Annotated in this window: 14 protein-coding genes; 5 read left to right on the forward strand and 9 right to left on the reverse strand. The window is 64.7% G+C overall.

From position 1 onward, the window contains the following. Positions 1–204: 204 nt before the first annotated feature. Positions 205–1,446 carry an MFS transporter gene (locus C4F17_RS28070; protein WP_106937795.1) on the forward strand — a complete coding sequence of 414 codons (1,242 nt, stop codon included), beginning with the start codon at positions 205–207 and terminating at the stop codon, positions 1,444–1,446. Between the two features lie 63 nt (positions 1,447–1,509). After that, a complete protein-coding gene (locus tag C4F17_RS28075; protein WP_234383115.1) occupies positions 1,510–2,346 on the forward strand; it encodes a LysR substrate-binding domain-containing protein in 837 nt (278 codons plus the stop codon). A 138-nt stretch (positions 2,347–2,484) separates the two neighbouring features. Here the strand turns inward: C4F17_RS28075 and C4F17_RS28080 are convergent, their stop codons facing one another. Beyond that, positions 2,485–3,345 carry an EamA family transporter gene (locus C4F17_RS28080; protein WP_106937797.1) on the reverse strand — a complete coding sequence of 287 codons (861 nt, stop codon included), beginning with the start codon at positions 3,343–3,345 and terminating at the stop codon, positions 2,485–2,487. Next, complete coding sequence (locus tag C4F17_RS28085) at positions 3,345–4,223, reverse strand: MurR/RpiR family transcriptional regulator (protein ID WP_081270300.1); 879 nt, start codon at positions 4,221–4,223, stop codon at positions 3,345–3,347. Before C4F17_RS28085 ends, C4F17_RS28080 begins: the two co-directional genes overlap by 1 nt. Before the next feature lie 86 nt (positions 4,224–4,309). On the opposite strand from C4F17_RS28085, the gene C4F17_RS28090 reads away from it, so the two are divergent. Further along, on the forward strand, positions 4,310–5,206 hold the full coding sequence (locus C4F17_RS28090) for an oxidoreductase (RefSeq protein WP_106937798.1): 897 nt from the start codon (positions 4,310–4,312) through the stop codon (positions 5,204–5,206). A 109-nt stretch (positions 5,207–5,315) separates the two neighbouring features. Here C4F17_RS28090 and C4F17_RS28095 read toward each other — a convergent pair whose 3' ends face one another. The 6 genes from C4F17_RS28095 to C4F17_RS28120 all read right to left on the reverse strand — a co-directional run bounded on the left by C4F17_RS28095 (position 5,316) and on the right by C4F17_RS28120 (position 10,704). Continuing rightward, positions 5,316–6,299, reverse strand: a complete 984-nt coding sequence (locus C4F17_RS28095) for a Bug family tripartite tricarboxylate transporter substrate binding protein (RefSeq protein WP_106937799.1) — start codon at positions 6,297–6,299, stop codon at positions 5,316–5,318. Between the two features lie 120 nt (positions 6,300–6,419). Beyond that, positions 6,420–7,196, reverse strand: coding sequence for an enoyl-CoA hydratase/isomerase family protein (locus C4F17_RS28100; protein WP_081270303.1), 777 nt, complete (start codon positions 7,194–7,196; stop codon positions 6,420–6,422). Positions 7,197–7,205: 9 nt separating this feature from the next. Next, positions 7,206–8,396 carry a CaiB/BaiF CoA transferase family protein gene (locus tag C4F17_RS28105; RefSeq protein ID WP_081270304.1) on the reverse strand — a complete coding sequence of 397 codons (1,191 nt, stop codon included), beginning with the start codon at positions 8,394–8,396 and terminating at the stop codon, positions 7,206–7,208. 20 nt (positions 8,397–8,416) lie between these two features. After that, positions 8,417–9,196: an SDR family NAD(P)-dependent oxidoreductase gene (locus tag C4F17_RS28110; RefSeq protein WP_081270305.1), complete on the reverse strand. Its 780-nt coding sequence runs from the start codon at positions 9,194–9,196 to the stop codon at positions 8,417–8,419. Between the two features lie 10 nt (positions 9,197–9,206). Further along, a complete protein-coding gene (locus C4F17_RS28115; RefSeq protein ID WP_106937800.1) occupies positions 9,207–10,343 on the reverse strand; it encodes a thiolase family protein in 1,137 nt (378 codons plus the stop codon). Between the two features lies 1 nt (position 10,344). Further along, positions 10,345–10,704: a Zn-ribbon domain-containing OB-fold protein gene (locus tag C4F17_RS28120; RefSeq protein ID WP_081270307.1), complete on the reverse strand. Its 360-nt coding sequence runs from the start codon at positions 10,702–10,704 to the stop codon at positions 10,345–10,347. Between the two features lie 187 nt (positions 10,705–10,891). On the opposite strand from C4F17_RS28120, the gene C4F17_RS28125 reads away from it, so the two are divergent. Both C4F17_RS28125 and C4F17_RS28130 read left to right on the forward strand, forming a co-directional pair. Further along, positions 10,892–12,037 carry a PrpF domain-containing protein gene (locus C4F17_RS28125; protein WP_106937801.1) on the forward strand — a complete coding sequence of 382 codons (1,146 nt, stop codon included), beginning with the start codon at positions 10,892–10,894 and terminating at the stop codon, positions 12,035–12,037. A gap of 26 nt (positions 12,038–12,063) precedes the next feature. Further along, positions 12,064–12,843, forward strand: coding sequence for an SDR family oxidoreductase (locus C4F17_RS28130; RefSeq protein ID WP_106937802.1), 780 nt, complete (start codon positions 12,064–12,066; stop codon positions 12,841–12,843). Positions 12,844–12,899: 56 nt separating this feature from the next. Here the strand turns inward: C4F17_RS28130 and C4F17_RS28135 are convergent, their stop codons facing one another. Further along, positions 12,900–13,637: an AraC family transcriptional regulator gene (locus C4F17_RS28135; RefSeq protein ID WP_234383116.1), complete on the reverse strand. Its 738-nt coding sequence runs from the start codon at positions 13,635–13,637 to the stop codon at positions 12,900–12,902. Positions 13,638–13,732 lie beyond the last annotated feature (95 nt).

Consider the following 13,732-nt stretch of genomic DNA (forward strand, 5'->3'; position numbering starts at 1 on the left):
AACGCGATTCGCTCCAAAAGGAAGGTCCACGCTCGTGCAGCAATGCGCATCTTTGATGACTCGGCGCGGTCAAGCACTGAAGCCACCGATCGACCGGCTCCGTTCGATCGCGGTGTAGGCCAAGGCTGCTGCACGTTCTTCTCGGCGTGCGTAACGACCGCGCCATTCCACCGTTCACATTCACTTCGTCATAAGGATCCGCACATGACGCCCTCTCCTCGTTCACCTTCAGAACTGCGGCAGCATTGGCGCTACGTCCTGGGTTGCTTCCTTGGCTTGGCCAGCGGCGTCTCATCGCTGTACTTCTACAGTTCAGGTCTGTTTCTGAAGCCGCTCGCCGCCGAGTTCGGGTGGACCCGAGGCACTGCGTCCCTGGGCTCGCTGATCAGCAGCGTGCTGCTCGGATGCGCGGCGCCGTTCATCGGACAGGTGATCGACCGGTACGGCGCGCGACGCGTCACCCTGCTCTCCCTTATGGGCCTATCCACCTCGTTCCTGCTTTTGGGCGTTTGGACACAAGGGTTGGCCAGTTTTCTGGCGCTGGTCACGGTCTTGACACTGCTCGGTGGCGCGACCTCGCCCTTGTCCTTCACGAAGATCCTCGTAGGCAAGTTCTCTCGGCAACGCGGACTGGCGCTGGGCATCGCCATCACCGGAACGGGCGTCGGGGCTATCCTGATTCCCCTGATCGTCACGCCGGCCATCACCCATTTCGGATGGCGCGCCACCTACCTGGGCCTTGCGGCGGTCGTCCTTGTACTCTTGCCGTTGATCGCCTACTTCCTGCGGAGCGCGGATGCGGCCCCTGCAGACGAGGGCCGCCGTGCCTCAGCCGGACATAATCTGAAGGCGCTGGCCGACCCGCACTTCTTCCGCATTGCCGCGGTCTTCCTGTTGTGCTCGGTCGGCATCTTCGGCACGATCGTGCACGTCGTTCCGATGCTCACCGACCTGGGGCTTTCCCCGAACCGTGCCGCCGGTCTCGCCAGCATCCTTGGCGTCGCGGTCATCGTCGGTCGGATCGTCACCGGCTTTCTTCTGGACGTGTTCGATGCCGCGCGCTTGTCAGCGACGCTCTTCATGCTGTCTGCCACCGGCATGCTGCTTCTGGCAACCGGCCAACCGGCGCTGGTGCTTCCGGGGTTGCTCATGACAGGCTTCGCGGTCGGCGCAGAGTTCGATCTCGCAGCCTATCTGGTGAGCCGAAAATTCCCACTGAACCTCTACAGCACCCTCTTCGGGGGCGTCTATGCCACGGTGGCCATCGGCGCCGGCATCGGGCCATTTCTCGCGGGACGGCTCTTTGACATTTCCGGCAGCTATGTCTCGTGGCTCTGTCTGGCAGCGGGGCTGCTGGTCGCGGCCGCAATGCTCTGCCTCACGGACCGTCCGGCCGCCAGGCACGCGAGCGGCACGGCCGCAGCGGCGGGTCCGGGCGAGCGCTGAGTTCGCTGCGCCTTCACTTTGGTCACGATGCACAGTCTCCGTGCGCTCCTAGGCCCGCTGCGCGTGTTCGATGCAGTGTGCCGCGCCAAGGGGATCACGCGCGCCGCTCAGGTGCTTCATGTGACGCCCGGTGCGGTCAGCCAGCAAGTCAAGCAGCTGGAGGTCGGGCTGGGCGCGCAGCTGTTTCAGAAATCTGGCCGCGAGATCGAGCTCACCGCGGTAGGCAGACGACTGGCCCACCGCGTCTCGGACGCGTTCGACCGCCTGAACGATGCGCTCGCTGACGTGGGCGATCTCCAGACGGACAAGCGGCTGCGCCTGAAAGTGACGCCGAGCCTTGCCATCCGTTGGTTGGTACCTCGCCTGCGCGGTTTCTACGCGCAATACCCCGACATCGATCTCGAGATTTCGACGATCGCGATGGCCGACGATATCCGGCTCGAGGGCGCTGATTGCGCGATCCGTCATGGCATGGGAGAGTGGGCCGATGTCGAGTTGGACCACCTCTTCGACGACGAATTTCTTCCCGTCTGCGCACCTAATCTGGCCGGGCATTTGACTACGCCTCAAGACCTGCTGCAAGCCAACCTGCTGCACTCGATGATGCGCCCGGAAGCCTGGTCACTATGGTTCCGTTCGGCTGGACTTGTGGATTCCCCAAGCCTGCATGGAATCACAATGGCGAATGCTGCGCTGTGCTACCAGGCTGCGGCTGATGGATTGGGGATTGCTATCGCCCAGCGCGCCTACGTCGACGAGGACCTGCGCAGCGGGCGGCTCGTCGTTGCCGTGGATCACGTCGCCAGGACGGAGTCTGGTTACTACTTGGTCTGCGATCCGCTGAAAGCGGCAGAGGCCCCCGTGAGGCTTTTCAGAAACTGGATCCGTTCCGTCCGATAACAGCGATGCGAGGCAGCGCGCCGCACTGCCCTCCCTGCGCGTCGGCAACACTTTTCAGCACGCTGACAGTCGCGGCGGACAACCTGTCATCGCCCATGAAACCTTGCCACCGCGCGCGGCGCCCCCTCGAAGACAGCGTCAAAGACTGATGACCGCGATTCCGGCCATCACGACCGCGACGCCGGCGAGACGGCGCTCGAGATGCCCCTCGCGGAACCATATGCACGCGACGAGCGAGCCGATGACGATCGACGACTCGCGCAGCGGCGCGACGAGCGCCACCGGCGCCTTGAGCATGGCGGTGAGAACCAGGATGTACGCGAGCGGAGAGAACACCGCCACGATGAGGATCGGCAAGGCGTCGGCACGGAGGGCCGCGCGAGCGCGACGGCGTCGGTGCAACACGCTGGGCGCCAGGATCAGGCTTTGCACCAGCAGCGTGGCGGCGTAGTAGCTCACAGGCGCCAGGTTCAGATCGATGACCGAGTAGCCGTCCCACAGCGTATACGCAGCGATGGTCGCCCCCGTCGCAGCCCCCCAGATCAAGCCCTGGACCGGGCGGCGGCCTGCGCGGCTGAGCGGGTTGCCAGTGACCACGAGAATGCCTGCCACGACGAGCGACGCGCCGAACATCGCGTCGGTGCTGAGCCGTTCACCCAGAAGCAGGATCGCGAAGAGCATCGTCAGTACCGGTCCGGTGCCACGCGCGACCGGATAGACCACGCCCAGCTCGGCGCGGTCGTACCCGGCTTGCAAGGTGAGCGAGTAGGCGGTGTGCAACACGGCGGAGAAAGTGGCACCCGCCCACAGTCGCCAGTCCAGCATCTGCTGCTCGCCGGCGCCGAAGGCAAGGCTGATCGGCACGCACAGCAGCGCCGAAGCACAGGTATAGGCGCCGACGAACAACACGGCATCACCGCGCTTGAACTTCGATGCCAGGTTCCATGCCGCGTGGGCGACCGCTGCCGCGAGGACCATCGCGACGGTGCCGGGCGGCATCAGCCGATATCGGGCAGGTCGATGCCCGCCCTTTCCGCACGGCGGCCGCGCTGCGGGTCGCGCAACGCGAGGGCCGCGACCAGTGCGTCGATCACCACGAGCTGCGCCAACCGACTTCCAGCCGCAGCCATCTGGGCCGGCAGCGGTGCGCCGCCGACAACCAGCGCGACGTCCGCGAGAGTCGCCAGGGGCGTGCCATATTGGTTGGTGACGGCGATCAGCGAGGCGCCGGCAGAAGACGCCGCGTCGGCGATGGCCAGCGTCGTCGACGTGCGTCCGGTCGAACTGACGGCGATGACGGCGTCACCGGGGCCGAGGAGGCGCGTGGCGATCATCGCCGACAGGTGATCCTGGATACCGATGGTCGTCACGCCGACCGCGCGCAAACGGAACACCGCATCGGCGGCGACCGTCGCAGACGGGCCGGCGCCGAATGCGATCACCTGGCGCGCGCGCTGGATGGTGCTCACCGCTTGGTCGAGCGCGGCCAGTTCAATGGCACCGCCGAGCGCGGTCAGCGCGTCGGCACCTGCGCGGATCGAGGCCTCGAGCACCGCGGCCGTTGTCGCACCGACCGCGAGTACCTCAGGGGGCGCGAAGAATTGCGCGGTGCCGCGTGCACGAGCGATTTCGATCTTGAGTTCGGTGAACCCGCTGAACCCGATCGCACGCGCGGCACGGACCACGCTTGGCGGCGAGACCCCGGCGCGGGCGGCCACCTGGGCGGTCGTGCTCGCCCCGACAAACAAGGGATCAGCAAGCAGCAGCTCGACCACCTTGGCCTCGCTTGCGGCCAGGTCGCCACTGCGCGCCTGGATGCTTCCGATCCACTGCACCAATCGCGCTTCTCTTGAAACTCCATTACCATTATCATTCATCTTAAGTAATATGTTACATAACAACCGCGGACCGTGCAAGCCTGCTAAGCACGGCACCGAACACGCAATTCAAAGGAGCCTGTCTTATGAGTGCACCGAGCGATTCATCCATCGCCGTTGTGGGTCCGGGGGCCATCGGCACCGCCGTCGCGGTGGCCCTGCACGAAGTCGGTCGCACGCCGTTGCTATGCGGCCGCACACTCCGCGAGCGCCTGACGTTGGAAGATGGCGATCGCCTCGTGACGGTCCCCGGCCCGGTCCGGGTAGATCCCGCACAGATCGGGCACACCGTCGACCTCGTGCTTCTCGCGGTCAAGACGACACAGATCGAGGCCGCCGGCGCATGGCTCGCCGCGTTGTGCGGCCAGGACACGGTGGTGTGCGTACTGCAAAACGGCGTGGAGCAAGTGGAGCGCGTCGCCCGCCAGGCCTCGCACGGGAAAATCGTTCCCGCGGTCGTGTGGTTCCCTGCACAGGCGCAACCCGATGGCTCGGTGCGTCTGCGTGGGGAGATGCGCCTCAGCCTGCCGGACACGTCGGACGCCCGCGTGGTGGCCGAGATGCTGCAAGACACCCGGTGCGGCGTCGAAGTGTCGGCGAGCTTCCACGCGCTGGCTTGGCGCAAGCTGCTGCAGAACGCGGTGGCCGGACTCATGGCGCTCACGCACCGGCGCTCCGGCATGTTCGGCCGCTCCGACATCGCCGAGCTGGCCCTCGCCTATCTCCGGGAATGCCTGGCCGTGGCCCGCGCCGAAGGCGCGCAACTCGGTGACGAGGTGCCGCGGGAAATCCTCGACAAGTTCCAGGCATCTCCCGCAGACATGGGCACCTCCATCCTCACGGATCGCGAGGCCGGCCGGCCGCTGGAATGGGATGTGCGCAACGATGTCATCGCGCGTCGCGGCCGCGCTCGTGGCATCCCGACGCCGATCAGCGACATCCTTGTGCCGCTCCTCGCGGCCGCGAGCGACGGCCCTGGCTAATCCTGCGGCCGACGAGCGCACTGTCGCGCCTCTTTCTCTTCGAAGCCGCAATCCTTGGTGGTGCTGCTCTCCGGAAGCGTGCGATCACCGGCCCCCACGGCCCACGGTCCTAGTCCGCTTTGAATCCCGAAGCTTTGACTACGGGCTCCCAGAAGGCACGCATCTCGCCGAACCTGGCTCGGGCCTCAGCCGGCGAACTTCCCGTCTCCACAAAGCCGAGCGTGCGGATCTTGCGGGCGAACTGCTCGGTTGCAACGGCTTTTCGGATCGCAGTGCTCCATTCGGAGACAACGGCGGCAGGCGTTCCAGGAGGCAGGCATACGGCCAATACGCCAACTGAGGTGAGCTCCTTTCGGCCCAGCTCGCCGAACGTAGGAACATCAGGCAGAAGCGCAGAGCGTTGCGCAGAGGTCACCGCCAGCACGCGAAGCTTGCCGGCGTTGTGGTGCTGTGCGAAGTCTCCGACAGTTGAACTTCCCGCTGCGACATTGGCGCCTACGAGGTTCACGATCATCGGCGCAGCGCCCTGAAACGGCACGTCCTGTAGGGGGGTCCCGATGACTTTGGCGATCTGCAAACCCAAGAAATGGGTCGGGCCTCCCGATGCGGCATGGCCGAAGTTGGCATGCTCAGGATGAGTGCGCACCCATTGGGCATATTCAGCAAAGGTCTTGACGGGCGAGGACGCTGGTACAGCCAGCGCCATCGGAAACTCGACCACCGTCGACGCCGGCAGGATATCCCGCTGCGCAGCGTAGTTGAGCTTGTTGAAGACGAATGGATAGATCGATTGCAGGAAGTCAGGACACAACATGGCCACGCTTCCGTCGGCCGGGGCCGCACGCAGCGCATCGATCGCGATCTTTCCGCCGGCGCCGGGCTTGTTCTCCACCATGACGGTGCGGTTGAGCGGCTCATGCAGCTGATCCGCAAGCGCCCGTGTGACGACATCGAGTGTCCCGCCAGGCGAGAAGCCCACCAGAATCCTGGCGGGCGGTTGGCTGGCCGACTGCGCGATGGCAGACGGCGCGCCGAAAGCCGCGGCAACGATGAGTGCGAGGCTGTAGCGCCAGGCGGTACTTGGTTTGTTCAAGAGCTGCTCCAGGGAAATTCGGCAGGGTCACGTCGGTTGTCGCGACGTCGGCACGAGGCCACTCGAGGTACTCGAGCGCTCAGCAACACACGACGCCTGCGCCCTTTGTGCGAGGCAAAGTCAGCGACCCCGGAAGACCGGCGCACGCTTGTCGGCGAACGCACGGCGCCCCTCCAGTCGGTCCTCGCTGTCCCTGAGCACGCCAAACGCCTGTCGCTCCAGTTCCAGTCCACCGGCAAGCGGCAGCTCCCGTCCGGTCATCGCCAGACGCTTGGCGGCGGTCATCGCCAATGGCGCATTGGCTGCCATTGCTCGCGCCAGGTTGATCGCCGTTTCCTGCAGCGCGGCAAGGGGAACCACCTTGCTGACCAGGCCGATCCGCAACGCTTCGTTGGCATCAATGCGTTCGCCCGTGAGCAGCATCCACATCGCATCCGACTGGCCTACCGCGCGGATCAGGCGTTGCGTGCCCCCGGCGCCTGGGATGCTGCCGACGCGCACTTCCGGCAAGCCGAACTGCGCGTTGTCGGAACAGATGCGGATGTCCGCGAGCAACGCCAGTTCCAGGCCACCGCCGAGGGCATAGCCGTTGATCGCGGCGATGACAGGCTTGTCGGTCTGCAGCGTGCCGAAATTGGAATGTCGGGTGCCGGCGCGAAAGACCTGCCGGGCTGCGCTGTCGGCAGGCGGCATCGTTTTCTTGAGGTCTGCACCTGTGCAAAACGCACGCTCGCCCGCACCGGTCAGGACGACTACGCGGACTTCTTCGTCGCTCGAGACCTGGTCCCAGATCGCGAGCAGCTGCTCGTTGGATTCCGGGTCGATGGAATTCATGGCTTCGGGCCGGTTCAGGGTGATGATGGCCACGCCATCCTGGACTGTCTTGACGATGGGCATGGTTTTGTCTCAGTTCAATGGAGAGTCAGCGGCGATGATCGCCTCGATGTCTTCTGGTGGCATGCCCAGCTCGTCTAGCACCTCGCGCGTATGCTGTCCAAGCGTCGGAGCGGCCCGTCGCGCTCTAGGCCGCTCACCCACTGCACCGATGACGCTACGCGGCAGCGTCAACGCACCTGCGACCGGGTGCAGCAGGTTCTCGGTGAGCGCCGCTTCGACGAAGGGTGCGGACTGCGCGACCTCGGCATAGTCGTTGATCGGCCCGCAGATGATGTCCACGGCCGCGAACCGCTCGAGCCAGAAGGCACGCGGGTGCGCGAGCATGCGTGCTTCGAGCAGGCGCAGCAGCGCCTCGCGGTGCTGCAGCCGATTCTTGTTCTCGGCGAAGCGAGGGTCCGATGCGAGCTCAGGTGCACCGATGGCCGTGCACAGCGCCAGCCATCGTGCGGGGTGATAGGCCGCCACCATGATCCACCCGTCGGCGCAACGCAAGGCCTCGTTGGGCGTCGAGTAAGGCGCGGCGTTTCCCTGCGGGCCGGGCACATGGCCGTCGGCGAAATAGGACGCGAAACTCACATGCTGCAGTGCGATAGCACTGGCAAACATGCTTGCCTCCACGTGCTGGCCCGACCCCGTGCGTTGGCGCAGCGCGAGCGCGGCCAGGATCGAGATGGTCGCGAACGAACCCGTGACAAGATCGACGACGGGCACCGGCACCTTGCACGGCTGCCCGCCAGGCGCGCCGGTGACGCTCATGAGGCCGCTCACGGCTTGAAGCACGCCGTCCACACCGGGCAGGTCCCTCGCGGTCCCCTGCTGACCGTACGCGGAGACGGAACAGTAGATCAACCGCGGGTTCTCGGCAGATACCTCGGCGTAGTCCAGACCGAACCGGGTCATAACACCCGGGCGAAAGCTCTCGACCACGACATCGGCTTCGGCGACTAGACGCGACGCTACCAGCCGGTGCGCCGACTGCTTGAGATCCAGAACGATGCTGCGCTTGTTCCGATTGAGCGCGAGAAAGGCCACGCCTTCGCCATGGACCCAGGGCGAGAGTGCGCGCGAGAGATCGCCCGAGGGTGCCTCGACCTTCACCACGTCGGCGCCCAGGTCGGCCAGGTACTGGGTGCAGCTCGGGCCCGCCATGACCTGGGTGAAGTCGATGACCCTCAGGCCCTCGAGAGAATTAGCAAGCATTTTTCAGGCACCCATCTTGATCAAACAGACGGGCTGCTCAAGCTGCGGCCGCCGCAGACATAGAGAAGCTGGCCGGTGACGTAGCTGGAACCGGGCTCCGCGAAAAACCGGACAGCGCGAGCGATGTCTTCAGGCTGACCGATGCGCTCCATCGGCACAGTCTTGTGGAGACTCTGCCGCACCTCCTCGGTGAGAGTCTCGAACAGCGGCGTTTCGACGATGCCCGGCGCAATGGCATTCACGGTGACACCCTTGCGCGCATATTCGAGTGCCAGCGAGCGGGTCAGGCTTACCACGGCGCCTTTGGAAGCGGAATAAGCCGCCTGGCCACGATTGCCCAGCCAGGCACGCGAGCCGATATTGATGATGCGTCCGAACCGGTTCTCCGCCATCTGCGCCAGGACGGCCTTCGAGCAGATGAATTGCGAGTGGAGGTTGACCTCGATCACGCGGCTCCAGAAGGCCAAGTCCATCTTGGAAACGAGCTTGTCTCCACCGATGCCGGCATTGTTGACAAGGATGTCGATGCGCTGATGGGATGCGAGCAGTTGGGCCACGGTCGACTCCACCTGTTCCACGGAGCTCACGTCGACCTTGAAGGTCTGCACATCGGCACCCTCGCTCGCAAGGCTGCTCTTGGCCGCTTGCAGGGCTTCGTCGTCGAAGTCCCACAGCGCGATGCGACAGCCGCCCTGCGCAAGCTCGCGGGCGATGCCAAGGCCGATGCCCTTCGCCCCTCCGGTCACGACGGCAACGAGGCCCTGCAAAGAGGCAGGCGTGGTTGAGTTTGTCTGGTTCATGTCGACCTGTTCAGAGCGAAAGAATATGGATGGAGCAGGCGGCGTGATCCACCCCCCAGATGCCGCCGCCAGTCACCTGCGTGAGGCCGATGCGCGCCCCCTGCACTTGCCGGGCGCCCGCACGGCCTTGCAACTGCTCGCAGACCTCCACGATCTGTGCGACGCCGGTCGCGCCGGGCGGATGCCCCTTGGCAAGAAGGCCGCCGCTCGGATTGACAGGGACCCGTCCGCCCAGAGTCGTCGCACCGCTGCGCAGCAACTCTGCCGCGTCGCCGCGATCGCAAAGCCCCAGCGCTTCGTAGTAGAGCAATTCGGAGATGGTGAAGGCGTCGTGCACTTCCAGCAGGCTGAGGTCCTGCGGTCCCACACCGGCCTGCTCATAGGCCAGCCTGGCCGCACGCGCCGTGATCTCGGCCTCCGTCATATCGACGGGCGTGGTTTCGAACAAGCCGGACTGCACCACTGACGCCAAGACCTGAACTGGCTTGGCAACGCCCTGGGAGGGCTTGGTGCTAAGCACGAGGGCCGCTGCCCCATCGACCACGGCGGGACAGCACTGCAGCAGCGTGAGCGGCTCGGCCACAGGGCGGGACGCAAGAATTTCCTCGCGGGTGGCCAGCTTCGCGAACTTGGCGATAGGATTGAGAACGCCGTGCTTGCGATTCTTCACGGAAATGTCCGCAAGCGTCTCGACCTTGAGGCCGTGGTCGTGCATGTAGCGACGCGCGCGCATAGCGTACAGGGCAGGCATGATCATCCCCCGTCGATTGTTCCAGTCTTGCTGGCTCAGCTGCAACGGCCCGCCGCCGAGCGCGCTCAGATGGTCCATGCCGAACACCAGGACGGTGTCGTACTGCCCGACCTTGAGCGCCTGCAATGCGAGATTCAGTGCGGTCGCGCCGCTGGAGCAGGCGTTGTCCACGTTGTAGACTGCGCCCCCATGCGCATGCAGTTCACGCAGTGCCCGCTGCCCCGGCAACATGGCGCCGAGCGCGTTGCCGCAGTAGAACGCCTGTACCTCGGAAAGCCGCGTGCCGGCATCCTCCAGGGCGCCAAGAATGGCCGACTGGACCATGGCCTCTTCGGTGAGCTCCGGGAAGCGGCCGAAGTCGGTGATGCCCACGCCGGTGATCAGTGGTTGCTTCATCTCATTGCTCCTGGAAGGCGTAGTCGGGTGTGCCGTCCGGCAATGCGAAGGGCACCACGCGCACCCTGCTTTCGATCGCAGGCGGGCTTCCATCGAACAAGAGCCGCCCGAAGGCTCGAACGCCCGACTCGAAGTCGACCATTGCGAGTGCGTAGGCGGGCTTGTCCTTGCCGGGATGGACCACCGTGAAGCTGTAGAGGGACCCGGTCGGGCCGAGCTCGATTTCCTCGATCGGCTGGTCGTGGTGGACGAACTCGATCGGCGGAAACTGGGGGGGCTGACCGCCTGCCTGTGTGGCCACAAGCACCATGCCGCCGGGGGTGTCACGGAAGTGCGAATCCGTGCGCTTGATGATCTTCAAAGGTGTCTCCTGTTCCGGTGGCGATGGCCACGGCAACCGGAAGTTTGGTGACCCAGGGCCGCCCCGTCATTGGATTTGTTCTGCGCATTCTTTAGCCTTCCTAAAGCGTGCGAAGCGTGTAGTTCTGCTAAAGCCAGAGCAGCCGAACTGCAAGGACGCACGCCCTGCGCACGCGCATACTGAATGAATGAAAGAACAAATCAGCGTTCCAGTGACCTTGATGCGCGGCGGCACAAGCAAGGCTGTTTTTCTCGCACGGCGTGACGTGCCCGCAGATCCGCAGGAACTGCAGCGATTCCTTCTGGCTCTGTTCGGCAGCCCGGACGTGCGCCAGATCGACGGGCTTGGAGGCGCCGACATCCTCACGAGCAAATGCGCAATCATTGGGCCGCCGTCACGACCCGACGCAGACATCGACTACACCTTTGTGCAGATCGGGATCGATCAGCCCAGCGTGAGCTTCGAGATCGTCTGCGGCAACATTTCATCGGCCACCGGGGTCTACGCGCTGCAGGAGCGGCTGATTCCCGTGCAGGAGCCCGCCACCACCGTGCGAGTGCACAACACCAATACCGGCAAGATTCTGCGCATGGTGGTGCAATGTGCCTACGGCGAGCCGCGCGTGGAAGGCGACACCGAAGTGGATGGGGTGCCCGCCAAGGGCGCCGAGGTCGCGTTGGATTACTCGGGTACCAGCGGTGCCACGACGGGCCGATTGCTTCCCACCGGGCAGGCACGCGATTCGGTCTACGTCTCCAAACTTGGTCGCGAAATACCCGTTTCGATCGTCGACGTGGGAACGGCGTGTGTATTCATCCGCGCTGCGGATCTGGGCGTCACCGGCACGGAGCTTCCCGGCCAGCTCAGTTCTGATATCTACGAAATGGCCGAGGAAGTCAGACGATGGGCCGCCGATCGTTGCAACCTGCCGGCGTCAGGAACCCTCACGCCCTACCAGATCCTCATCAGCGAAGCTCAGGACTACCGCACCCTCGGCGGAGATCGAATCGTCAAGTCGTCGGAAATCGACTTGGTGGCGCGCATGGTTCTCCATGGTGGGGCGATGCACAAGGCATTTCCGGGCGGTGGCTCAGTCTGCCTTTCCGTGGCAGCACAGATCGCAGGGACGATTCCGGCGGAGGCGCGAGGCAGTCATGCCGGCCCGACGCGCATCCGCATTGGCCATCCGAGTGGTGTGATCGGAATTTTTGCGAGCGTCGCGCGCACTGCCGAAGACGAATGGTCGGTGCAAGAAGTTCACTTCACTCGAACCGCTCGGCGGCTGTTTGATGGGACCGCCTATGTGAGGCGTGCTCTCCTCGATGTTGGTTGACCTCAGCGGACTGCCAAGGCATAGCAATGATGACGCAAGATCTTTTTTCTTTGCGAGGCCGCACGGCTCTCGTCACCGGTGGCTCACGGGGTATCGGTCGCATGATCGCCGAGGGATTCCTGGCGCAAGGTGCACGTGTCTACATCAGCGCGCGCAAGGCTGCGGCATGCGATCTCTCGGCTTCGGAACTCTCGAAGAACGGCCATTGCGTCTCGCTGCCGTACGACGTGTCGACAGTCAACGGCTGCCAGGCGCTGGCCGCCGCCTACGCGCAGCATGAAACCACTTTGGACATCCTGGTCAACAACGCCGGCGCCGCTTGGGGAGAAGACTTCGATGCCTTTCCCGAAACCGGTTGGGACAAGGTGGTCGATCTCAATCTGAAGACGCCCTTCTTCTTGACGAAGGCGCTGTCCGGGCCGCTGCGCGCCGCGGCCAAGGAGCGTGTTGGGAAGATCATCAACATCGCCTCCACCGATGGCATCGGGCTCAACCCTCAGGAAAATTACTCCTACGTCGCCAGCAAGGCGGGCTTGATCCACTTGACGCGGCGCATGGCGCTGCGCCTGGCGCAGGACAACATCGCGGTCAGCGCCATTGCGCCGGGCGCGTTTCCATCCGAGATGAACCGCAACGCGCGCGACCGCGGCGACGAGCTGTCCGAACACATACCCGCCAGACGCATTGGCACTTCAGAGGACATCGCCGGCGCGGCGATCTTCCTGGCGTCGCGTGCAGGCGACTATGTGATGGGCTCGACCCTGGTGGTGGACGGTGGCGTGACCCACGCCCGAGCCTACAGGTAAGTGTGTGCATGGGTTGGCCGCTGGCGCCCGGCCATGTAGTGACCTGAAAGGACGGGTCATCCGCCGACCCGGAAACGGTCGCTGATGTAGGTCGCAGGAGGCTTTCCAAAAGCCTTCTTGAACATCGTATTGAAGGCAGAGGGCGACTCATAGCCCAGGTCATAGGCGACTTGCTGGACGGTCGCACCACTGGACAGCTCGCGCAGCGCCACGATCATCTGCAGCTGGCGTCGCCAGCGGCCAAAACTCAGGCCTGTCAGCGAGGTGCACAGTCGATTCAACGTCCGGTCGCTCATGCCCAGTTCACGCGCCCAGTTCGTCAGGGTCCTGCGATCGGAGGGATCGCGCATCATTGCCGTTGATATCTCTCTGAGCCTTGCGTCCTCGGGCATCGGCAGGAACATTGCTTCCGTGGGCATCGTGCAAAGTTGGTCGAGCAGCACCTGCGCCAATCGGTCGGTCGGCCCGCCTGCTTCGTAGAGGGGCGGCAATGCTGCGAGGTACTGGATCATCTCGCTGAGCATCGGGCTGATGTGAAAGGTGCAGCAACTCGCAGGCAAGGGGGCAGCGCCAGGTTCGACGAAGAGGAAAAAAATCAGCGCGTTCGCCGTTCCTCGGTTGCTGTGCAGCGTACCGCCCGGAATCCACACGCCCGCCTGGGGCGGGACCATCCACAGCGCGCCGGGCACTTCGCAAGAGACCGCACCGCGCAGTGCGATCACAAGCTGGCCGGATCGGTGCTCGTGCACGGGAATCTCCCGCTCCTGCGCCGCGACATCGACGCGCAGCGCCATCACGGGTACTGATGGCTCGTAGTCCAGGCCTGGCTCGCCGAATTCCGCTCTTCGCATCTTGGGAAATTTGATGTTGCGCCCGCCGCCGGGCTTGT

This window comes from Variovorax sp. PMC12 (assembly GCF_003019815.1).
In the GTDB taxonomy this organism is placed as follows: domain Bacteria; phylum Pseudomonadota; class Gammaproteobacteria; order Burkholderiales; family Burkholderiaceae_C; genus Variovorax.

What these genes read in the sequence shown, in the direction of transcription:
- C4F17_RS28070 (WP_106937795.1), top strand. Translation starts at nt 205, where the DNA reads ATGACGCCCTCTCCTCGTTCACCTTCAGAACTGCGGCAGCATTGGCGC.
- C4F17_RS28125 (WP_106937801.1), top strand. Translation starts at nt 10,892, where the DNA reads ATGAAAGAACAAATCAGCGTTCCAGTGACCTTGATGCGCGGCGGCACA.
- C4F17_RS28105 (WP_081270304.1), bottom strand. Translation starts at nt 8,396, where the DNA reads ATGCTTGCTAATTCTCTCGAGGGCCTGAGGGTCATCGACTTCACCCAG.
- C4F17_RS28090 (WP_106937798.1), top strand. Translation starts at nt 4,310, where the DNA reads ATGAGTGCACCGAGCGATTCATCCATCGCCGTTGTGGGTCCGGGGGCC.
- C4F17_RS28115 (WP_106937800.1), bottom strand. Translation starts at nt 10,343, where the DNA reads ATGAAGCAACCACTGATCACCGGCGTGGGCATCACCGACTTCGGCCGC.
- C4F17_RS28130 (WP_106937802.1), top strand. Translation starts at nt 12,064, where the DNA reads ATGATGACGCAAGATCTTTTTTCTTTGCGAGGCCGCACGGCTCTCGTC.
- C4F17_RS28135 (WP_234383116.1), bottom strand. Translation starts at nt 13,637, where the DNA reads ATGGCGCTGCGCGTCGATGTCGCGGCGCAGGAGCGGGAGATTCCCGTG.
- C4F17_RS28080 (WP_106937797.1), bottom strand. Translation starts at nt 3,345, where the DNA reads ATGCCGCCCGGCACCGTCGCGATGGTCCTCGCGGCAGCGGTCGCCCAC.
- C4F17_RS28085 (WP_081270300.1), bottom strand. Translation starts at nt 4,223, where the DNA reads ATGAATGATAATGGTAATGGAGTTTCAAGAGAAGCGCGATTGGTGCAG.
- C4F17_RS28110 (WP_081270305.1), bottom strand. Translation starts at nt 9,196, where the DNA reads ATGAACCAGACAAACTCAACCACGCCTGCCTCTTTGCAGGGCCTCGTT.
- C4F17_RS28100 (WP_081270303.1), bottom strand. Translation starts at nt 7,196, where the DNA reads ATGCCCATCGTCAAGACAGTCCAGGATGGCGTGGCCATCATCACCCTG.